General features: G+C 66.3%; 21 protein-coding genes. 12 read left to right on the top strand and 9 right to left on the bottom strand.

Going from position 1 to position 20,183, the window contains the following annotated elements:
• Positions 1–19: 19 nt before the first annotated feature.
• The 6 genes from B0I00_RS00550 to dapA all read right to left on the bottom strand — a co-directional run bounded on the left by B0I00_RS00550 (position 20) and on the right by dapA (position 6,184).
• The gene (locus tag B0I00_RS00550; protein ID WP_100865434.1) at positions 20–1,132 is read right to left on the bottom strand and encodes an acyltransferase family protein; all 1,113 of its coding nucleotides are present in this window, start codon (positions 1,130–1,132) and stop codon (positions 20–22) included.
• A 52-nt stretch (positions 1,133–1,184) separates the two neighbouring features.
• On the bottom strand, positions 1,185–3,629 hold the full coding sequence (locus B0I00_RS00545) for a hybrid sensor histidine kinase/response regulator (RefSeq protein ID WP_100865433.1): 2,445 nt from the start codon (positions 3,627–3,629) through the stop codon (positions 1,185–1,187).
• On the bottom strand, positions 3,626–4,189 hold the full coding sequence (locus B0I00_RS00540) for a DUF2062 domain-containing protein (RefSeq protein WP_232730057.1): 564 nt from the start codon (positions 4,187–4,189) through the stop codon (positions 3,626–3,628). The genes B0I00_RS00545 and B0I00_RS00540 overlap by 4 nt, the downstream gene beginning before the upstream one ends.
• Positions 4,186–4,743 (bottom strand): DUF2062 domain-containing protein, encoded by a 558-nt coding sequence (locus B0I00_RS00535; protein WP_232730056.1) that lies wholly within the window; start codon positions 4,741–4,743, stop codon positions 4,186–4,188. Before B0I00_RS00535 ends, B0I00_RS00540 begins: the two co-directional genes overlap by 4 nt.
• Entirely contained in the window at positions 4,740–5,222 is a 483-nt protein-coding gene (smpB, locus tag B0I00_RS00530) for an SsrA-binding protein SmpB (RefSeq protein ID WP_100865432.1), read from the bottom strand. The genes B0I00_RS00535 and smpB overlap by 4 nt, the downstream gene beginning before the upstream one ends.
• 80 nt (positions 5,223–5,302) lie before the next feature.
• A complete protein-coding gene (gene dapA, locus B0I00_RS00525) occupies positions 5,303–6,184 on the bottom strand; it encodes a 4-hydroxy-tetrahydrodipicolinate synthase (protein ID WP_100865431.1) in 882 nt (293 codons plus the stop codon).
• 98 nt (positions 6,185–6,282) lie between these two features.
• On the opposite strand from dapA, the gene B0I00_RS00520 reads away from it, so the two are divergent.
• Genes B0I00_RS00520 through B0I00_RS00505 form a run of 4 tightly spaced genes read left to right on the top strand, consistent with a single transcriptional unit; the run spans position 6,283 to position 9,131 of the window.
• On the top strand, positions 6,283–8,247 hold the full coding sequence (locus B0I00_RS00520; RefSeq protein ID WP_100865430.1) for a lytic transglycosylase domain-containing protein: 1,965 nt from the start codon (positions 6,283–6,285) through the stop codon (positions 8,245–8,247).
• Positions 8,244–8,744: a GreA/GreB family elongation factor gene (locus B0I00_RS00515; RefSeq protein ID WP_100865429.1), complete on the top strand. Its 501-nt coding sequence runs from the start codon at positions 8,244–8,246 to the stop codon at positions 8,742–8,744. Before B0I00_RS00520 ends, B0I00_RS00515 begins: the two co-directional genes overlap by 4 nt.
• Before the next feature lie 4 nt (positions 8,745–8,748).
• Positions 8,749–8,928 carry a DUF4169 family protein gene (locus B0I00_RS00510; protein ID WP_100865428.1) on the top strand — a complete coding sequence of 60 codons (180 nt, stop codon included), beginning with the start codon at positions 8,749–8,751 and terminating at the stop codon, positions 8,926–8,928.
• Positions 8,928–9,131: a hypothetical protein gene (locus B0I00_RS00505; RefSeq protein ID WP_100865427.1), complete on the top strand. Its 204-nt coding sequence runs from the start codon at positions 8,928–8,930 to the stop codon at positions 9,129–9,131. Before B0I00_RS00510 ends, B0I00_RS00505 begins: the two co-directional genes overlap by 1 nt.
• Here B0I00_RS00505 and B0I00_RS00500 read toward each other — a convergent pair.
• On the bottom strand, positions 9,128–9,640 hold the full coding sequence (locus tag B0I00_RS00500) for a hypothetical protein (RefSeq protein WP_157812441.1): 513 nt from the start codon (positions 9,638–9,640) through the stop codon (positions 9,128–9,130). The two genes, B0I00_RS00505 and B0I00_RS00500, sit on opposite strands and share 4 nt — an antisense overlap.
• 91 nt (positions 9,641–9,731) lie before the next feature.
• On the opposite strand from B0I00_RS00500, the gene B0I00_RS00495 reads away from it, so the two are divergent.
• The 6 genes from B0I00_RS00495 (at position 9,732) to B0I00_RS00470 (ending at position 14,203) form a co-directional block, all read left to right on the top strand.
• Positions 9,732–10,217, top strand: a complete 486-nt coding sequence (locus B0I00_RS00495) for a hypothetical protein (RefSeq protein ID WP_100865425.1) — start codon at positions 9,732–9,734, stop codon at positions 10,215–10,217.
• Between the two features lie 36 nt (positions 10,218–10,253).
• Entirely contained in the window at positions 10,254–11,501 is a 1,248-nt protein-coding gene (gene rlmN / locus B0I00_RS00490) for a 23S rRNA (adenine(2503)-C(2))-methyltransferase RlmN (protein WP_100865424.1), read from the top strand.
• An 88-nt stretch (positions 11,502–11,589) separates the two neighbouring features.
• Positions 11,590–12,069, top strand: coding sequence for a glycine zipper 2TM domain-containing protein (locus tag B0I00_RS00485; RefSeq protein ID WP_100865423.1), 480 nt, complete (start codon positions 11,590–11,592; stop codon positions 12,067–12,069).
• 180 nt (positions 12,070–12,249) lie between these two features.
• Positions 12,250–12,600: a glycine zipper 2TM domain-containing protein gene (locus B0I00_RS00480; protein WP_100865422.1), complete on the top strand. Its 351-nt coding sequence runs from the start codon at positions 12,250–12,252 to the stop codon at positions 12,598–12,600.
• A 55-nt stretch (positions 12,601–12,655) separates the two neighbouring features.
• Positions 12,656–13,405 (top strand): SDR family oxidoreductase, encoded by a 750-nt coding sequence (locus B0I00_RS00475; RefSeq protein WP_232730055.1) that lies wholly within the window; start codon positions 12,656–12,658, stop codon positions 13,403–13,405.
• 225 nt (positions 13,406–13,630) lie between these two features.
• Positions 13,631–14,203: a TMEM165/GDT1 family protein gene (locus tag B0I00_RS00470; protein WP_100865420.1), complete on the top strand. Its 573-nt coding sequence runs from the start codon at positions 13,631–13,633 to the stop codon at positions 14,201–14,203.
• On the opposite strand, the gene B0I00_RS00465 is transcribed toward B0I00_RS00470, so the two are convergent.
• Positions 14,200–16,257, bottom strand: a complete 2,058-nt coding sequence (locus B0I00_RS00465; protein WP_100865419.1) for a S46 family peptidase — start codon at positions 16,255–16,257, stop codon at positions 14,200–14,202. The two genes, B0I00_RS00470 and B0I00_RS00465, sit on opposite strands and share 4 nt — an antisense overlap.
• Before the next feature lie 88 nt (positions 16,258–16,345).
• On the opposite strand from B0I00_RS00465, the gene B0I00_RS00460 reads away from it, so the two are divergent.
• The gene (locus tag B0I00_RS00460) at positions 16,346–17,611 is read left to right on the top strand and encodes an SAM-dependent methyltransferase (protein WP_100865418.1); all 1,266 of its coding nucleotides are present in this window, start codon (positions 16,346–16,348) and stop codon (positions 17,609–17,611) included.
• A 1-nt stretch (position 17,612) separates the two neighbouring features.
• On the opposite strand, the gene B0I00_RS00455 is transcribed toward B0I00_RS00460, so the two are convergent.
• The gene (locus B0I00_RS00455; protein WP_100865417.1) at positions 17,613–18,050 is read right to left on the bottom strand and encodes a DUF1801 domain-containing protein; all 438 of its coding nucleotides are present in this window, start codon (positions 18,048–18,050) and stop codon (positions 17,613–17,615) included.
• A 76-nt stretch (positions 18,051–18,126) separates the two neighbouring features.
• Here B0I00_RS00455 and B0I00_RS00450 point away from each other — a divergent pair, with 76 nt between their 5' ends.
• A complete protein-coding gene (locus B0I00_RS00450) occupies positions 18,127–19,341 on the top strand; it encodes an argininosuccinate synthase (protein WP_100865416.1) in 1,215 nt (404 codons plus the stop codon).
• Positions 19,342–20,183 lie beyond the last annotated feature (842 nt).

The following is a 20,183-nucleotide window of genomic DNA, read 5'->3' as shown; positions in this document are numbered from 1 at the left end:
AGGGGGGAACGAAATTTTGCTAGGTGGGGGTCGGCGCCGCCGGTTTCCGCGGATTGTTGCTCCAATCGATTAGCTTCTGGCCAAGCTGGTTGCCGGGCTGTTCGACAAAGCGCCAGACGAGCCGGGCGATCGGATAAAGCAGCGCCACCTCGGCCACATAGAGCGGAACGAGCAGCAGCGCCTGGGCATTCGGCACGTCCTCCACCGCCTGCAGCAGCCAGGCCGAGGGACGCCAGACCAGGGCGAAGTGGATGAGATACAGGCTGTAGCTCACCCGCCCCACCGCACCAAGCCAACCGCCCTCGCCGCCCTTTCCGCGCAATACGTTGCCGAACAGCACCCAGCCGAGCGCGGCAAGGGTCGGCAGGATGCCGTTGAACGGCAGAAGCTCGAGCCCGAGGATCAGCCAGCACGAGCCGAACAATACTGCCGCCAGCACTGTGTCCCGGACCGGCCGCGGCGCCATCCCGCCCCCGCGCCACGCCGCGAGGTACCAGCCCATCCCGGCCACAAAGACCGGCAGCTGGTTGACGAACGAGCCATAGGCATAGCTGTTGTTGGCGAGCCAGCGGCCATAGTGCAGGCGAAAGCCGAGCTGCCAGGCCACGGCGACCAGCACGGCGAGCGCGAAAGCGACGATCAGCGCACGGTTGCCCCAGCGCTTCCAGCCCGCCTCGAGCGCGGGATAGAGCAACGGAAACGCGGCGTAGAACAGCATCTCGGTGCCGATGGTCCAGCCGCCGGGGACCACATTGTTGTTCGCGAAGGGCAACAGTCCGTGGACCAGAAACAGGTTGGCGAGCACGTTCTCGACAGTATAGGGCGCGCCCTCGCCGCTGACGATGAACATCCAGGCGTAGAACGCGATCCCGACGTAATAGACAGGCGCGATGCGAAACCAGCGGCGAATGGCATAGGCGCGCAGGCGGTGCGGTTCGTCGCGGCGGTTGTCGGCCGAAAGGCACAGGGTGAAGGCCGAGGCGACGAAGAACAGCTGCACCCCGACCTGCCCGATCTCGTTCCAGTCGCGCAGGATCGGCGAGGCGAATACCTGAAGGTAATGCATGGCGATGACCAGCAGGATCGCGATGCCGCGCAGACGGTCGACGAAGGCGAGTTTGGCGGGCTGCATGCCCCAGCGGCCAAGCAGGTTTGCGGCCGCAACGCAAGATTGGCGCTAACGGTTATCCGCCCTTCGATGCGGCCAGAACGGCGCCGACCTTGTCGCCGATCTGCTGGACCGAAAACGGCTTGGGCAGGAAATGGACGCCGTCGGCAATGTCGATCTGCTTGCGCAGTTGCTCTTCGGCATAGCCCGACATGAACAGCACCGGCAGGTCGGGTCGCAGTTTGCGGACTTCGCGCGCCATGGTCGGCCCATCCATAGCCGGCATGACGACGTCGGAGACGATCAGGTCGAATTCGGCCCCGCCCTCTACGATCTCCAGCCCTTCGTCGCCGTCGCTGGCTGTGGTCACGGTGTAGCCCGCCCGGGTCAGCGCACGTTCGGCGACGGCGCGAACCATGTCCTCGTCCTCGACCAGCAGGATGCGCCCGCCGCCCGACCAGCCTGCTTGCTCGGCAACCGGGACGGCGATTTGTGCGGCGACTTCCTCGGCGCTGGGGTAATGAACCGGCAGGTAGACGGTGAAGCGCGTGCCTTTTCCGTGCTCGCTGTCGGCAAAGATGAAGCCGCCCGATTGCTTGACGATGCCGTAGACAGTCGAAAGGCCAAGGCCGGTGCCCTTGCCGGTGTCCTTGGTGGTGAAGAACGGCTCGAATATCTTGCCGAGGTGGTCGGCCGGGATGCCGGTGCCGGTATCTTCGACCACCAGCGCGGTATAATCGACCTGCGGCATGATCGCCGTGCGCATCGCCCGCACGTCGGCAGCGGTGAAGCGGCGCGTGGCGATGGTCAAGCGGCCACCCGAATCGCCCTTGGTCAGGATCGCGTCGCGGGCGTTGACGGCAAGGTTGACGATCACCTGTTCGAGCTGGGTCGGATCGGCCCGCACCGCGCCAAGATCGCGGTCGTGCGTGACCACCAGCTTGATCTTTTCTCCGATCAGCCGCTTCAGGAGGTGCGACACGTCGCTGACCACATCGGGTAGCTGCAACACTTCAGGACGCAGCGTCTGCTGGCGGCTGAAGGCGAGGAGCTGACGCGTCAGGCTGGCGGCGCGGTTGGAATTGGCGCGGATCTGCTGGATGTCGTCATAGTCGCTGTCGCCCGGCGTATGGCGCAGCAGCATGAAGTCGCAGGTGCCGAGGATCGCGGTCAGCACGTTGTTGAAATCGTGCGCCACCCCGCCGGCCAACTGGCCGACCGCCTGCATCTTGGTGGCCTGGGCGACCTGCCGCTTGAGCCGGGTTTCCTCGGTGCTGTCGGTCAGGCCGAGCAGGACGGCGGCGTCCCCCAACCCGCGCACACCGGCAAGCGACAGACTGACCGGTTCTTCGGCCATGCCCTTCAGCCGCACGGCGATATCGCCGCTGCTGGCCGGCCCCTGCGCAAAGCGTCGGATCGCGTCCGATAATGGCCCCTTGTCCTCCTGGACGACCAGGTCGGTCGGATAGGTCGGCGGACCGCCGGCCTCTCGTCCGGCGGCGCGCATGAAGGCAGGGTTGGCGAACAGCATTCGCCCGTCGCGATCGACCATGGCAAGGCCAAGCGGCAGGGGGCCGATCAGCGCCTCGAGATGAGGGACCGCCGCCGTCCCGTCGCCGCTGCTGCCCCCGCCCAGCCCTGTTCCGTTATCGGCGAGCAGGATCAGCGAGGGCGTGGTGTTGTAGTCGGGCTCGACCGCCATGTCGGGATCGGCGACCGGCAGGTAGTACATCGTCAGCGGCGCGCCGCGCAGACCGTCTCGCGCCCAGGACAGCCGATCCTGCTCGTCCTGGCGGAGCAGCGCGGTGAAATCGGTGCCGGTGAGCAGGGCCGCGCCGTCGCCGGTGGCGCGCTGGGCGAAGCCGGCGCTGTGGGCGCGGATCTTGCCGTCGGGATCGACGATTGCGGCGGCAATTCCGGCCTGCGACAGCGCGCGCCCGAGCTTACCGTCGAGATGCGGGACAAGGTCGGCGACAAGGTCGGTCCCGGCGATCGCGGCGATGGTCCAGACCAGGTAATCGTCGCCGCGGCCGGCACGCACGACCTGGGCAGACCAGCGGCCGCCGGCGGTTTCGCCCGTGCCTTCGATCAGGTCGGCCTTGCCCTTGCCATCGCGCCAGCCCGAGCGCCCCGCCTTGGCCAGCCGTTCGAGACTGGCATTGTCGAGCGCCAGGCGCGGCGGCGCTTGGGCGATGCCGAACCAGCGTTCGTAGAGATCGTTGGCGCACACCAGCCGCCCGGCGCGGTCGGTGATCGCGATAGCCGCATCGTCGCGGTCGATTGCGGCGACCGTGACCGACCAGTCGGGCAGGATGGTTTCGCTGGCGGCAGCAGCGTGCCGCGGCCGCGCGATGGTGAAGGCGATCGCGCCCAACGCGGCGAGTCCGGCGGCAAAGCCCGCCACAGCCGCTATCTGACCGGTCGCGAGCCAAACCAGTGCGAGGCTGGCCACGCCGCCGAGCGCCACGGCCACCTGGTCAAGCGGACTGCGAACCCGCACCAAGGAATCCGCGCCGTTCATCCCGCCGGCTCCGCGATCCGAGCCTGGGCCAGTCGCGCGCAGCGCCGGCGCGCAACGATCCCGCGCCAGACGAGGGCCGAGACGGCATAGCCGGCAGACGAAAGCACGATCGAAAGGACAAGCAGGCCGACCGCCGTGTCGAGACCGGCCCCGGTGAGGTTCTGCAGCAGATGATCGGTCTGGGTATGCTCCATTGTCGCGCTGATCGGGGTTAGACCGCTGGCCCGTTCGAGGTGGAACAGCGTCTTCCCGATTTCGTAGGCTGCGGGGTACAGCAGCATCCAGGTAGCCGGGTTGCTGGCAAAAGTGGTCGCAATGGCGACGGGCACGTTGGCGCGGACGAAAACGGCGCAGAAGGCCGCTACGATGCTGTGCGCAAAGGGAATCAGGACGCCGACGAAGAGGCCTAGAGCGACCCCCCGCGGCACCGAACGGCGGCTGAAGCGCCACAGGTCGGAACGCAGTACGCGCCCGGCAAAGGGCCTGACGAAGCGGTTCCGCTCGAGTTGGTCGCGCGTCGGAACGCAGCGGCGCAGCCATCCCGAGGTGGTTTCGATCACGCCCTGCTCCGGCGCTGGACCGTGCGCAGGTTGGTGCGCCGCTTGTGGCCGACCCACCAGCGCCACACCCAGCCCGAACCGACATATCCGACCGCGGCCGAGACCACCGAGATGATGACCAGACCCAGCGCGAGCGACCGCCCTTCGGAGGTCAGCCACTGGATCGCGTCCCACACGTCGGTCAGCGCAAAGAGACGATCGATCGCGCCGCCGGCCTTGTCGTCGAAGTGCAGCAGCATGTTGCCGAGCTGATAGGACACGGCCCAGATCAGTGGCGTCGTGAACGGGTTGGTGACGAAGGTCGTCAGCGCCGCGATCGGCACGTTGGCGCGAACCGGCAGGCTGAGGATCGCGGCAAAGATGATCTGCGCGAAGGGCAGGAGAATGCCGACGAGCAGCCCCAGAGCGACCGCGCGCGGGACCGACCGACGGGTAAAGCGCCACAATTCGGTGCGCAGAACGGACTTCGGAATCCAGCGGCTGCGCGCCATCTGATCGCGCGTGGGCATGTTGCGCTGCCCCCAGGCGCGCAGCCGGGCGGTAAGCTCGCTCATCCGCGATCCCGCATGATCCGGGCCTGTTCGCGCTTCCAGTCGCGATCCTTGATCGTCTGGCGCTTGTCGGCAACGTTCTTGCCCTTGGCAAGGGCCAGTTCGACCTTCGCCCGGCCGCGGCTGTTGAAATAGACCGACAGCGGCACCAAAGTCATGCCCTTGCGCTCCACCGCGCCGGTGAAGCGATCGACCTCGCGGGCGTGAAGCAGCAGCTTGCGCGGGCGCTTTGGCTCGTGGTTGTAGCGGTTGCCGTGGCTGAATTCGGGCACGTTCGAATTGATCAGCCACACCTCGCCGTTCTTCACCTCGGCATAGCTCTCGGCGATCGATCCTTCACCGAAACGCAGGCTTTTCACTTCGGTCCCGGTCAGGGCGATGCCGGCCTCGACGGTGTCCTCGATGTGGTAGTCGAAACGCGCGCGCCGGTTTTCGGCGACGACCTTCTTCTTGTCGAACTGGGCGGATTGCGGACGGACCATGATTTGCCGCCATGTAGGGCGTGGCAGGCGAAAAGGGAACGGGGCAGCGGCGGGAAATATCGCGCGGCCGAAACCGCCTGTCAGGCGAGCCCGGCGTGGGCCAGTCCGGCGTCGACGGCCTTGCGGCTTTCGGCGCTGCAGGCGATCAGCGGGAGGCGGACCTCTTCGCCGATCCAGCCGACGACCTTCGCCAGGGCATACTTGACCGGCCCGGGCGAGGCGTCGGTGAACAGCGCCTGGTGCAAGGGGAACAGCCGTTCGTTGAGCGCATGGGCCGTGGCCATGTCTCCGGCGAGACTGGCGACCTGGAACTCTGCGCAGAGCCGGGGCGCGACATTGGCGGTGACCGAAATGCAGCCGACCCCACCGCCCGCGTTGTAGTGCAGCGCCATGTCGTCATTGCCGCAGATCTGGGCAAAGCGGCTGCCCAGCGCCATTCTGTGCGCGGTCAGCCGGGTCATGTCGCCGCTGGCGTCCTTGATCCCGATGATGCGGTCTGGGAAACGGTGCGCCAGTTCGATCGTGGTTTCGGGCTTGATGTCGGTCACCGTGCGGCCCGGCACGTTGTAGAGTACGATCGGAAGATCGACCTGTTCGGCGAGGAAGCTGAAATGCGCGATCAGGCCGGCCTGGCTCGGCCGGTTGTAATAGGGCGCAACCATCAGCGCCGCGTCGGCCCCGACCTCTTTGGCGACCTGCATGTGCCACAGTGCGGTCTGGGTATCGTTGCTGCCGCAGCCGGCGATCACCGGGACGCGCCCTGCGGCCTGTTCGACGCAGATCTCGAACAGGCGGTGCTGTTCCTCGTTGCTCAGCGTCGGCGCCTCGCCGGTCGTGCCGCAGGGCACCAGCGCACTCGACCCTTCGGCGATCTGCCAGTCGATCAACCGGCGGAACGCCGCTTCGTCGACAGCACCGTCTCGAAACGGTGTGACGAGTGCTGGAATCGAGCCGGAAAACATGGACTTCACCCCTGGACTTGCCCCATAGCCGGTTCGAACCGGCGTGCCGCGCACTGGGCCGTTTTCATTCAGCGCGTGATAAGGAGCAATTTTCGAGAATGTCCAGCATGACGCGCACGACATTTGCTTTGCTGGCCGCAACCGCCGCTCTCCTCCCGACCCATGCGTATGCCCAGGATGGCACCGAATGGGACCGCGCGCGGCTGGCCACGGCCGTGGCGCCGATGGGCGCCATGCAGCAGGCAATCGACCGCTGGCGGCAACTGAACGCCAGCGACCGGTTTTCCTTCGCCGACTATGCCGGCTTCCTGCTGAGCTATCCCGGCTTTCCCGAAGCCGCCAAGTTCCGCGCCAACGCCGAACGCGCCCTGGACCGCGAATATGCCGATCCCGCCCGCGTCGCGGCCTTCTTCGACCGCTACTCCCCGGTCACCAACCAGGGCCGCGCGGCCTACGCGGTGGCGCTGAGCGCGCTGCGCCGGCCCGAGGCCCTCAACCAGGCGCGCGACGCCTGGCGCGGCGGTCCGATGAGCGCGAGCGCCGAGGCGGCACTCTTTCCGCTGGTCGCAGGATCGCTGTCTCCCGCCGATCACGACGCGCGGATGGACGCGCTGCTGTGGGCCAACGACGCGGCGGCCGCCGAAAAGCAGCTCGGCTGGGTGTCGCCAGCCGCCCGGGCCGGCTTCACGGCGCGGCTGGCGCTGGTCAAGGGATCGGATCCGGGCACGGTCGGCGTCGTGGTCGATCCCAATGCCGCGCGCGACGCCGGCTATGTCTACAACCGCTCGCGCATGCTTCGCGCCACCGGCCAGGGGTCCAGCGCGGCCTATTTCGTTGCCAGCCGGCCAAGCCTGTCGGCACCGGCGCGCGACCAGCGCAAGTGGGTTGCGGAACTGCTGGCCGCCGCCCGGGCCGGCGATGCCTCGAGCGCGGCGCGGATCGCGGCCGGCGCCGACGAAGGCTTTGCCAAGGGCACCGACATCTCGCAGACTTCGTTCCAGATCCGCGACGACTACACCTCGCTGATGTGGCTGGGCGGAACCAAGGCGCTCTACAGCCTTGGCAACGGCAGCCAGGCCGCACCGTTGTTCTACCGCTATGGGGCCGCGGCACGCACCCCGCAGACGCGGACCAAGGGCTTCTACTGGGCCGGGCGCGCCATGGCCCAGGCCGGCAACAAGACCGAGGCGAACCGCTATTTCGAGATGGCCGCCGCCTTTCCCGACCAGTATTACGGAATGCTAGCGGTCGAGCGGCTGGGCCGCGCCCTTCCCGCCTTCGCCAACGTGCCCAAGGTCAAGCCGAGCAGCGCCGAGCGCAGCACCTTCTACGCCAGACCGCTGACCCAGGCCGTGCGTGAAGTGGCGCGCGGAGCCGACTGGCCGGTGGCGGTGCGCTTCTTCCGCGAGATCAGCGACCAGGCCGAAACCGAGGCCGAACACGTCATGGTCGCCGATCTCGCCCGCGAACTGGGCCGCCGCGACCTCGGCGTGATTCTGGGACAGGCCGCCCACGCCGACGGCTATGGCGATTTCCATCAGATCGCCTTCCCGCTGATTCCGACCCCGGCCTATGCCAACTGGACCATGGTCCACGCGATCAGCCGCCAGGAAAGCCAGTTCGCGATGAACGCGATCAGCCACGCCGGCGCCCGCGGCCTGATGCAGCTGATGCCGGGCACGGCGCGCGAGCAGGCGGGCAAGATGGGAATGAGCTACGACCCCCAGTCGCTGACCACCGACGCGGGCTACAACCTGTCGCTAGGCAACGGCTATTTCGCGCGGATGATGGATTACTACGGCGGCTCCTATCCGCTGGCGGTCGCCGCTTACAATGCGGGGCCCGGCAACGTGAACAAGTGGCTGCGCGCCAATGGCGATCCGCGCAACGGCGGGATCGACTGGGTCGACTGGGCCGAGCGGATCCCGGTCACCGAAACGCGCAACTACGTCCAGCGCGTACTGGAAAACGCCGTCGTCTATGAGGCGATGAATCCCGAGCGGGCCAGCTATCGCGGCACCAACCCGCTCAGCCACTTCCTGGGCAAGCGGTATCCCGGATGAGCACGTTGCCTGACCGGGCGGGTCCGCCGATCAGCCCCGCCGGCATGGCGGCGCTGCGCCAACGCTACGACCACCTGCTCGGCACCGAGCGCCCGGCGATCGTCGAGGTTGTGAGCTGGGCTGCCGGCAACGGCGACCGCAGCGAGAACGGCGACTACCTCTATGGCCGCAAGCGGATGCGCGAGATTGACCGCGAACTGGCTTTCCTCGCCCGCCGGATGAAGGCTTGTCGGGTAGTCGATCCAGCCCGCCAGGAGGACCGTGCCCGTGCCTGGTTCGGTGCGACCGTGACCATTGCCGACGAGGACGACGCGCATCGTACCGTCACTCTGGTCGGTGACGACGAGCAGGACGCCTCGACCGGGAGGATCGGCTGGTCGGCGCCGATGGCCCGCGCGCTTCGCGGCGCAGCCGTTGGCGACCTGCGCCGCGTCCGCCTGCCCGCCGGCGAAAAGGAATGGGAGGTGATCGCCATCTCCTATCCGAAGGAGGTCTGACCGCATGGCCGAGATCGTCAACCTGCGCCTCGTCCGCAAGGCCAGGGCGCGCGGTGCGGCCGCCGACAAGGCAGCGCAAAACCGCGCGCTCCACGGCCTCACCAAGGCAGAGCGCACCAGGCAGAAGACCGAGGCAGAGCGCGCCGCGCGAATGCTCGACGGCGCCCGGCGCGAGGAGGATTGATGCGCACCACCTATGAAGGCGCCACGGTGCGGCTTTATCACCTTGATGGAGGGGTGGAAGGCGGCGCTGCCAACACCTTGTTCTACGGCTCCCTGTCCGAGGCGATGCGCATCGCCGAACAGCAAAGCGATGAGGTTCAGGACGGTCTGTTCATCGCCACCGACAACGATGTGGTGGCCTATGTCGATCTGATCGGCGGTTAGCCTTGCGGATCCTCTGACGGCGCGGGCCCGCGCGGGCCGATCTGGCGCGTGTCGTTCACCACGACGTGGACCTGGTAATAGTATTTGCCGGTTGGCTTGCCGTCAGCGGTAAAATCGATGCGAACGCGGCGCGCGATTCCCTGGACGACCACCCATTTGCCGAGAAAGCGCGTCCGCACATCGTCCAGATTGGACTGGCCGGCAAGCTTGCCGGCTGCGGCTGGCGAAACCACCAGGGTCAGGCAGTTGCGGTCGCGGTAGTCGGTTTCCGAGTTGAGGAAGAACTTGCCGCCGCTTTCGTCCACGGCTTTTACGTAAACGGCAAAGCGGCCCGCCAGCCCGCCCTTGGGCGCGATCTGCGAGGCAAGCGCGACGGCTTCAACGGGCGTAAAGCAGCGTTCAGGGCACGGCCCAAGCTTCTGGGCTGCGGGAAGCACTATCGTGGCGACCTGCGCCGACGCGGCAGATGCCCCCATCAACGCAACGGCAGATACGATCAATCGAATCATGTGACCCCCTCAAGATATTGAGATTAAACGCGACTTATCCTTCTCCCGCAACGCCTTCCCTCCGCCAAGGCTTTCTGCAACAAGCCGATCGATGCTGCGCCGTGTTCTCTGCATTCTGGTCCTGGTTGCGACGCCCGCCGCCGCGCGCGATGCGCTGGGGCTGTTCGACACCTGGGGGGTATTCCGCGATCCCGCCGTGCCGCGCTGCTATGCGATTGCCAAGGCAGCGCCTTCGCTCAAGCGGCGCGACCATCAACCCTATGCCGACGTGGCCTTCTGGCCGCGCGCGCAGGTTCGCGGCCAGGTCCATTTCCGCCTGTCGCGCAACCTGCGGGCCAACGCGCCGATCACCCTGTCGATCGGCGGGCAACGGCTCCGTCTGGCGGGCGGCGGGGCCGACGCCTGGGCAGCCAACCGACGCATGGACGCCGCCATCGTAGCGGCCATGCGATCGGGGGGCGAAATGACCGTCAGCGCGCGCGATGCGGCGGGCAACGGCTTTTCCAACACCTGGACGCTGGCGGGCGCGGCAACCGCCATGGACGCGGCGCAAATCGCCTGCGCACGGCTGCGCTAGCTTTTCGCGGGCTTCCGCACTATATCGCCCGGCCTTATGGCCGACACCGCCCTCATGCCGATCCCCGGACAGATCGATCCGGTTCCCACCCCGCGCGACATCACGCCGCGCGCAGATGGCCGCATCGACTTGATGGGCCTGCCGCGCAAGCGCATCGCCGAACTGTTCGAGGCCGCCGGGCTCGATGCCAAGGCGGCCAAGCTGCGCGGCAAGCAAGTCTTTCATTGGCTCTACCACCGCGGCGTCACCGATTTCGACGCCATGACCGATATCGCCAAGACCATGCGGCCTTGGCTGGCCGAACGCTTCGTGATCGGCCGTCCCGACGTCGTGCTGGCCCAGCATTCAAGCGACGGCACCCGCAAGTGGCTGCTCAAGACCGCCGACGACCACGAATACGAGATGGTCTTCATCCCCGACGCCGATCGCGGCACGCTCTGCGTATCGAGCCAGGTCGGCTGCACGCTCAACTGCCGGTTCTGCCACACCGGAACCATGCGGCTGGTGCGCAACTTGACCCCTGGCGAAATCGTCAACCAGGTCATGCTGGCGCGCGATGCGCTGGGCGAATGGCCCAAGGGGTCGATGGCAGGGCTCGACGCGGACGAAGATGAAGGCGGCTATTCGAGCGACGGTCGCCTGCTGACCAACATCGTGATGATGGGCATGGGCGAACCGCTCTACAATTTCGACAACGTACGCGATGCCCTGAAGATCGTGATGGACGGCGATGGTCTGGCCCTGTCGAAGCGGCGTATCACCCTGTCGACCAGCGGCGTGGTGCCGATGATGGAGCGCTGCGGCGAGGAAATCGGCGTCAACCTGGCCGTCTCGCTTCACGCGGTCAGCAAGGACGTGCGCGACGAGATCGTGCCGATCAACCGCAAGTACGGGATCGAGGAACTGTTGCAGGCCTGCGCCGACTATCCCGGCGCGTCCAATGCGCGGCGGATCACCTTCGAATACGTGATGCTCAAGGACAAGAACGATTCGGACGAGGACGCGCGCGAATTGGTCCGTCTGATCAAGCAGTACAAGCTGCCGGCCAAGGTCAACCTCATCCCGTTCAACCCGTGGCCCGGTGCGATCTACGAATGTTCGAGCCCAGAGCGCATCCGACGGTTCTCCGAAATCGTCTTCGAAGCCGGAATCAGCGCCCCGGTGCGCACGCCGCGCGGGCGGGATATCGATGCCGCCTGCGGCCAGCTCAAGACCGCGGCCCAGAAGATGAGCCGGGCCGAGCTCGATCGGCTTGCCGAGGAAAAGCAGGCCGCACTCGGCTGATCGCAATTCGCCTTCGGTCTGTCTCCGCTACATCTGCCGTTCAGCCAGCCCGGCGCAGGGTCTCCTCAACAGATCAAGGAGATCACCCATGCGCAAGACTGTAATGGCAGCCGCCCTGGCTGCAGTGACGCTGACCGCGACGCCGGCCATGGCTGACCCGCCAAGCTGGGCTCCGGCCCATGGCAAGCGGGCCAAGCACTACGACCGGTACGACGATCGCTACCGCGACGGATATACCTATCGCACCTCGCATCGCGATGGCTACCGTGACGGGTACCGCGAATACCGCCGCGGCGACTATTACGACGGCTATGGCTATCGCGATGGTTATCGCCCGCGCGTCTATCGCTCGGACAACGGCGTGAACTACTGGCGGGGTGACAACGGCCGCTACTACTGCCGCCGCGGAGACGGCACCACGGGCATGCTGATCGGCGGTGTTGCCGGTGCGCTGCTTGGCCGCTCGGTCGACCGATACGGCGATCGCGCCCCTGGCACGATCATCGGCGCGGCTGCGGGCGCCCTGCTCGGGCGCGAGATCGATCGCGGTGGAGAACGCTGCAATTAACCCTTAGCGGCCATGCTGCTTGTTCCGGAAGGGCCGGGTCGCACTATGCTGCGATCCGGCCTTTTCCGTGTGCTACCATTCGCACGGTTCGGCGCGGGACGGACACGGTTCACCATTTACGGCAAGCCCTCGTTCAGTTTGACGCGTTGAAATGGCGAAGCATCAATGAGGAGCATTCCAATGCGCAAGATTCTGATCGCGACCGTCATGGCAGCGACCACGCTGCCCGCTACGGCCGCCTATGCGGACCCGCCGCGCTGGGCCCCGGCCCACGGTTACCGCGCCAAGAATGGCGACATCATGTATCGCCGGACCGATAACGGCATCCGGTACTGGGACGGCCAGGACGGTCGACGTTATTGCCGCCGGCCTGACGGAACCGTCGGCCTGCTGATCGGCGGCGCGGCCGGTGCCCTGGTCGGCCGGGCCATCGATACCCGCGGCGATCGCGCCACCGGTACGATCATCGGTGCCGCTGCCGGCGCGCTGATCGGCAACGAGGTCGCGAAGTCGCGGTCGCGCTGCCGCTAAGCGGCCGCTCCGAAAAGCCTTTATTACTGGCGGCCGGGTGTGCATGGATCGCTCCATGCCCCCGGCCGTTCTCATTACCGGCTCCGGGCGCCGCATCGGCGCCCAACTGGCGCGGCGCTTCGGTGCTGCCGGATGGCACGTCGTGATCCACGTCGGCCATAACCCCGAGGCCGCAAAAGCCTTCGCGGCCACGCTTCCATCTGCCGAAGTGGTCCAGTGCGACCTGCTGGATGGCGAGGCGGCCCTTGCCATGATCGAAAATCTGGCCGCGCGGCTGGACGATTGGCGGATGCTGATCAACTGTGCCGCGGTGTTTCATCTCGACACCGCCCAAGACCTCGATCCGGCGGTGTTTGCCGAGGCGATGCGCGTCAATGCCGAGACTCCTGCCCGCATCAGCCAGGCCTTCCTCGGCCAGGCGCGCGCCACGAGCGGGCGGCGGTTAATCCAGTTCCTCGACCAGAAGCTGCTCAACCCCAATCCCGATTTCTTCAGCTACACCATGGCCAAGCACGCCTTTGCTGCGACGGTGAAGATGCTGGCCATGGCGCAGGCCGATCCGCGCGACCGCGTCTACGGCTTAGCGCCCGGCGCCATGCTGCCAAGCTTCGACCAGGCGAGCGAGGAACACGAGACGAGTGGGCGGATGAACCTGCTCCAGCGGCTCACCGACCCCGACGAGTTGGCCGATGCCGCGCAGTTCCTGGCCGAAGGCTGGCTGGCGAGCGGCGAGACGTTGATAGTCGATTCGGGTCAGCATCTCCTATCCCAGCCGCGCGACGTTCTCTTCCTGGCACGCGAATAGCGGTTGCATTGCCGTCTCGGCGGGCCTACCGCGCCGCCGTCATCTGGGGAGTAGCCAGCCGCGCACCCGGCGCGGTCCGCGATCGTCAACACACTCGGCCGAGAGGTCGTGGCGCGCGGCAGGACGGGTCACCGTCCCGGGCGAGACCAATGGCATTGCACCTTCGCCGGGCCAAGCGCGGGTTGCGATGCCGTTGCCTGTCTCGCGCCTGGCCCGGAGAATGTGATGGAAGCCTTCCTGTCTTCGACCGCAGTGGTCGCCCTTGCCGAAATCGGCGACAAGACCATGCTGTTGGCGATCATTCTGGCCGCGCGGCTGCGCGCGCCGTGGCAGATCATCGCCGGGATCTTTGCCGCGACGATCGCCAACCACGCGCTGGCGGCCTTGATCGGGCGCGAGGTCGCGGGCCTGCTGGAAGCACCGTGGTTCCGCATCGCCGTGGCGCTGGGCTTCATCGCCATGGCCGCCTGGATGCTGGTGCCCGACAAGCTCGACGATGACGAGCATTCGGTGCGCCAGCGCGGCGGCGCCTTCCTGACCACGCTGGTCTCGTTCTTCCTGGTCGAGATGGGTGACAAGACCCAGGTCGCGACGATCGCGCTGGCTGCGCACTACAAGGCGGTTCTGGCCGTCGCTGCCGGCACGACACTGGGCATGATGATCGCCAACGCGCCGGCGGTGTTCCTGGGTGAAGCGCTGGTCAAGCGCATCAGCCTGAACGCGACGCGGCTTGCGGCCGCGTCGCTGTTCCTGGTCCTCGGGCTCTGGCAGCTGGCCAGCGCCTTCGGCTGGCTCTAGCGCTTCTTGACGCCCAGTTCGGCAAGCAGCGCGGGCGACGGATAGATCGACCGCATCGCCTCGGTCAGCGCCGCCGCGCTGACCACGACGGTGCGGTTGAGCTCCGGATCGTAGCCATAGTTGCCGCCAAGCGAGTGGATGTTGCCATCGAACGCGGCGCCGATCACCGTGCCCGCCTTGTCCAGCACCGGCGAGCCTGAATTGCCGCCGATGATGTCGTTGGTCGTGACGAAGTTGTAGGCCACGGCCTTGTCGACCTTCGCCTCGTTCGCGGCAAAGGCCGGGGCGAGGTCGAACGGCGCGGCGCCCGTTGCCCGCTCGAAAGTTCCGCCGATCGTGGTGACCGGGTTGATCGCTTTGCCGCGCTCGGTCCAGCCGGCCACCTTGCCATAGGAAATCCGCAGCGAGAACGTCGCGTCAGGATAGGCGCTGGCGCCAAAGGCGGCGAAGCGCGCGTCGGCCAGGCCCGCACTGGCGGCAGTCAGCGGTCCGTTGACCTCGGCGTTGGCGAGCCGGGTCAGCTCGCGGTCGCGCGCGTCGAGCGCCCTGGCATAGACGATCATCGGATCGGTCGAGGCGTCGATGGCCGTCTGGCCACCCTCCCACAGCGCCTTGCGCACGGCGGGGTCGCCCAGCTTGGTTCCCGAAATCAGCCGCGCGGCCAGTCCCTCGGGCGATTCCTTGCCCAGCAGCAGCTTGGTGTCGGCATCGTCAGCGCCCAGCCATTCGCGCGCCTTCGACAGGCTCCACTCAAGGTAGAGTTCCTCCACCCAGGCGTGGTGCGGGGTGGGATCGAGGATCGTTTTCTCGGTCAGCGGCAGGGATGACGTCGTGTAGCCTGGCAAGCGCTCGGCATCGGGCTTGGTCCGTTCCGCCGCGGCACGCACCAGCGTCCGCGCATAATTGTATAGGTCGCTGGTCGGCCGGATGAAGCGGCTGGCAAGGTAAAGCTTGCGGTTGGCGGCCATAGCGCCGTCGACCGCCGTCCACGGATCGCCGATCGCAGCGTTTTTGGCCGCCACGTCCTTGAGCTGCGCCTCGGTCGCGGCAAGGCGCCCGGTGAAGGCTGGATCGTTAAGCGCCTTCTGCCGGCCGAGATAGACCTTCAGGCTGTTCTCGATCCCGTCGAGGTCGTCCTGCCCCTCGCTGCGCTTCTGGGGGCTTTCGTCCATGGCGCGGATGAGGCGGCCCCGCAGTTCGGACAGCGTCGCAACCGTCACCGGCAGGCGCATCTCCCGTTCGAAGGCGATCTGCGAGCTGGTCCACAACCGAGAGGTTGAACCCGGGTTACCGACCACGAAGGTCGCTTCGCCCAGCACCGGGGTGCGCGGGTTCCACTTGAGGAAGGCTGCCGGGGTCACCGGCTTGCCGTTTTCGTAGGCCCGCAGGAACGAGCCATCGAGGGCATAGCGTGGGAAGTTGAAGTTGTCGGGATCGCCGCCGAAGCCCTGCGCGCGTCCTTCCGGCGCCCAGGCCAGGCGCACGTCGCTGTACTTGCGGTAGGTGTAGAGGCTGTACTTGCCGCCGCCATAGAGCGTGACCACCTGGCAGCGGGTCTTGGCCTTGTCGGGACATCCGGCCGCCTCGATTGCGGCGATCCGCGCATCGCGTGCCTTGATCAGCGCCTCGCCGGTTGCCGAACCGATCGCGTTCTTGATGTCGCCGGTCACGTCGCCGATGGTGGTGACGACTTCGGCCTGCTGGCCGGGGCACGGCTTTTCCTCGGCCCGGGTGGCGGGGCGAAAGCCGTTGAGGAGGTAATCACTGGTTTCGGTCGAGATGTTGGCGAGGCAGCTCGCCACGCAGTGCTGGTTGGTGAGGATCAGGCCCTGATTCGACACGAAGCTGGCGGAACAACCGCCGGTCAGGCGAACCGCTGCCGCACGGGTACGGTCGAGCCACTTCTGGTCGGGGGCCCAGCCGTAATCCTTGCGCATCTGTTCGGCCGGAAAATTGTCGAAGGTCCACATCCCCTCGTCGGCGAGAGCGGGAGCGGCGAAGGTGGAAAGGGAGGCGCCCAGCGCCGTTGCGATCAGCAAAAAGGGTTTTGTCATGGAACCGAACCTGCCAGAGCGCCCGCTGCGAGGGAACCGAAAAAAATGGGCTTGCCAGAGGGTTTGCGACACTTAGGCTAGGCGGCCTATGTGGTTGCTGGACAAGATGCTGCGGGCTGTCGTCCGCAAAGGCCGCCTGGTTCTCACCGACCACGACGGCAGGGTCTACACCTATGGCGATGCCGTCGATCCCGATCCTGTCCACATCCGACTGACCGACAAGGGCGCGGCGCTGCACATTGCGCGCGATCCGCGAGTCGGCGCGGGCGAAGCCTACATGGACGGACGGCTGGTGGTCGAACCGCCGCACGACATCCGCGACATGGTCCTGCTGGTGATGCGCAATGCCAACCAGGGCAGCGGCGTGACCGCGCCCAACCCGCTGCGCCGCGCGGCCGACTGGCTGGCCTTCAAGGCCGACCAGGTCAATCTGCGCGCCAAGGCCAGCCGCAACGTCGTCCATCACTATGACCTGACCCGCCCGTTCTACGAGCTGTTCCTCGACGAGGACCGCCAGTACACCATGGCCTACTTCACCGACCCGGCGAACACGCTGGAACGCGCGCAGGTCGACAAGAAGGCGCTGATCGCAGCCAAGCTGCGTTTGCAGCCGGGGATGCGCGTGCTCGACATCGGTTGCGGCTGGGGCGGTTTCGCGTTGAGCCTGGCCAAATGGTTCGACGTCGAGGTTGTCGGCGTCAGCCTGGCCCCCGACCAGGTCCGGTTCGCGCAGGAGCGGGCCGAGGCGGCGGGCCTTGCCGACAAGGTCCAGTTCCGCCTGACCGACTACCGCGACGTCGACGAAACCTTCGACCGGATCACCAGCGTCGGCATGATCGAGCACGTCGGCGCCGCGCATTTTCGCGAATATTTCGCCAAGACGCACGATCTCCTTGCCGACGATGGGATCATGCTGACTCATACCATCGGACGCACCGGCGGTCCGGGGACGACCGACAAATGGACCCGCAAGTACATCTTCCCGGGCGGCTACATCCCGGCGATGAGCGAACTTGTCACCGCGCTGGAAGGCACCGGCTGGGAAGTGGCCGATGTAGAGGTACTGCGCTATCACTACGCCTACACCTTGGCCGAATGGTATCGCCGCACCACCTTGCACGAGGCCGAGATTACCGCGCTCTACGACGCGCGGCTGTTCCGCATGTGGCAGTTCTACCTGGCCGGCGCCGAACAGAGCTTCCGGTCGGGCGGCATGGTCAACTTCCACATCCAGAGCGTCAAGAACCGCACCGCCGTGCCGATGACCCGCAACTACATCCAGGTCGAGTTCGCGCGGATCTCTGCCTCCGAACAGGCGCCGCAATGGCACCTGGACCGCGACGCGGCCGAATAGGTCAGTCCGGGTAGCGGGCGTTCATGATCTGCCAGCTCAGTGCGACAAGCTCTTCCAGCACCTCAAGATCCACCTCGGCCAGCTTCTTGATGTAGAGGCAGCTCTGCCCGGTGGTGTGCTTGCCCAGCCGCGCGAACAGCGCGTCGGCTTCCGATCGGTCGTCGCAGTAAGGTCCCATCAGGTAGATCGACAAGGCCGCCTTGCGCGGCGAGAAGCCGGCCCGGCAGGCCGTCCCTTCCCGCCCCGTCTGGTAGCGGTATCGATAGCTGCCGTATCCGATGATCGACGGCCCCCACATCCACGGCTCACATCCTGTGACCCGCCGATGCAGCGCATCGACGATCGCCGCCTCCTCGCGCCGCCGCGGATCGGCGACCGTGGCGATGAAGTCGGCGACTGACACGTCGCTCGGCTTGGTCTTGGCGTCCGAACTGGCCATTGGGTTGCCCTGCTGTGATGCTTGTCCTAGTGGCGCACGCGCAAGGTAACCCAGATTCTGCGCGGAGTGCAGCCCAATGTCCGATATCAAGCGCGTCGTCCTGGCCTATTCGGGCGGACTCGACACCTCGGTGATTCTCAAGTGGCTGCAGGTGACGTACAACTGCGAGGTGGTGACGTTCACCGCCGATCTCGGCCAGGGCGAGGAGCTGGAACCGGCGCGGGCCAAGGCCAAGCTGATGGGCGTGCCCGACAACCACATCTACATCGACGACCTGCGCGAGGAATTCGTCCGCGACTTCGTCTTCCCGATGATGCGCGCCAATGCCCGCTACGAAGGCGATTACCTTCTCGGCACCAGCATCGCCCGCCCGCTGATTTCCAAGCGCCTCGTCGAAATCGCCCATGAAACTGGCGCCGACGCGGTCGCCCACGGCGCCACCGGCAAGGGCAACGACCAGGTCCGCTTCGAATTGTCGGCCTATGCGCTCGATCCCAGCATCAAGGTCATCGCTCCGTGGCGCGAATGGGACCTGACCAGTCGCACCGCGCTGATCGCCTGGGCCGAAGCCCACCAGATCCCCGTGCCCAAGGACAAGCGCGGCGAAAGCCCGTTCTCGACCGATGCCAACCTCCTTCACACCTCGTCCGAGGGCAAGGTGCTGGAAGATCCGTGGGAAGAGACGCCTGACTACGTCTATTCGCGCACCGTAAATCCCGAGGACGCTCCCGACGCGCCCGAATACATCACGATCGACTTCGAAAAGGGCGATGGCGTTGCCCTGAACGGCAAGGCGATGAGCCCGGCTGCGCTCCTCACCGCGCTAAACGACCTGGGCCGCAAGCACGGCATTGGCCGCCTCGACTTGGTCGAAAACCGCTTTGTGGGCATGAAGAGCCGCGGAATGTACGAAACTCCGGGCGGCGAAATCTATGCCCGGGCGCATCGTGGGATCGAACAGATCACGCTCGACCGGGGTGCGGCGCACCTCAAGGACGAGCTGATGCCCAAGTACGCGGAGCTGATCTACAATGGCTTCTGGTTCGCGCCCGAGCGCGAGATGCTCCAGGCGGCGATCGATCACTCGCAGGAACGAGTCAACGGTACGGTGCGGCTGAAGCTCTACAAGGGCCAGGCTTCGGTCGTCGGCCGCAAGAGCCCCGATTCGCTCTATTCGGAACGCCATGTGACCTTCGAGGATGACGCCGGCGCCTACGATCAGAAGGACGCTGCGGGCTTCATCAAGCTCAACGCTCTCCGCCTGCGACTCCTGGCCCAGCGAGACCGGTAATTTCGACTCGCTTCGGGCGAATCAAATTGCGCCCGCAAAGCAGATTCGACCGCACACAAGTTCATCCGCAGACTTGTCCACATTTTGCGTCACGATTTGTGGGTCGGGATGTCATTTTCCGCTTGTGCGACTCGGACAAGAGGCGCAGCTTTGTCTTGTCGAGACGGTGACACCGAACTTGAAGATGAAGCGGGAAACCGCTGAAACGGAAAGGGAAAACAGTACGTCAAGATCTGGCAGCGATGCCCGCAGCAGTGTTGGAAAACACGCCTCAGGAAGACTTCGGTCGGAATCTGGCGAACCGCAGATGCAGCGAGCGGCAACGCAGTCAGCAGGTCGCTTCGACGGCGGTCGGAAAGGAAACGGAAGGAAAGTGGCGCTTCACGCGTTGCGCATCGTCCGGGACCAGAACGGCAAAGCATCGAAGCGGTCACGGAACCGCCAGGTGGTACGGCAAGGGTCCCCCGGACCGGCGCCAACCGCCTGACGGGACCGGACGCCGGAACGGCAAGTTCGGGTGATGAACGCCGGCTTCCTCGGAAGCCACCGGTCCAGACGGCCAGCCCGATGCGATGAGCATCACGATGCAGTGGCACTCACGGTGCGATGGCACGCGAGGTGCTCAGCAAAGCATCACCGCGGCAGGCGGGAAGGACAGGTAACAGCGATCGCCCAATTCATCCGGACGGACGACGCGGCGAGCGTGGGGCTGATGGCAACATCGGCCCCATTTGCATTTTGACGGCACCCGCGTGGACGTTCGAAAGAAACCGGACCCTGCCCTTGCACGGCAGGCTGACTTCAGGCGCGCGTCAAATTGGCGTTTCGGAAAACGCATGACG

The sequence above is a fragment of the Novosphingobium kunmingense genome, assembly GCF_002813245.1.
Taxonomy (GTDB): Bacteria; Pseudomonadota; Alphaproteobacteria; order Sphingomonadales; family Sphingomonadaceae; genus Novosphingobium; species Novosphingobium kunmingense.
Note: the sequence above shows the minus strand (reverse complement) of the source record. Positions and strands in the feature narration are given on the sequence as shown.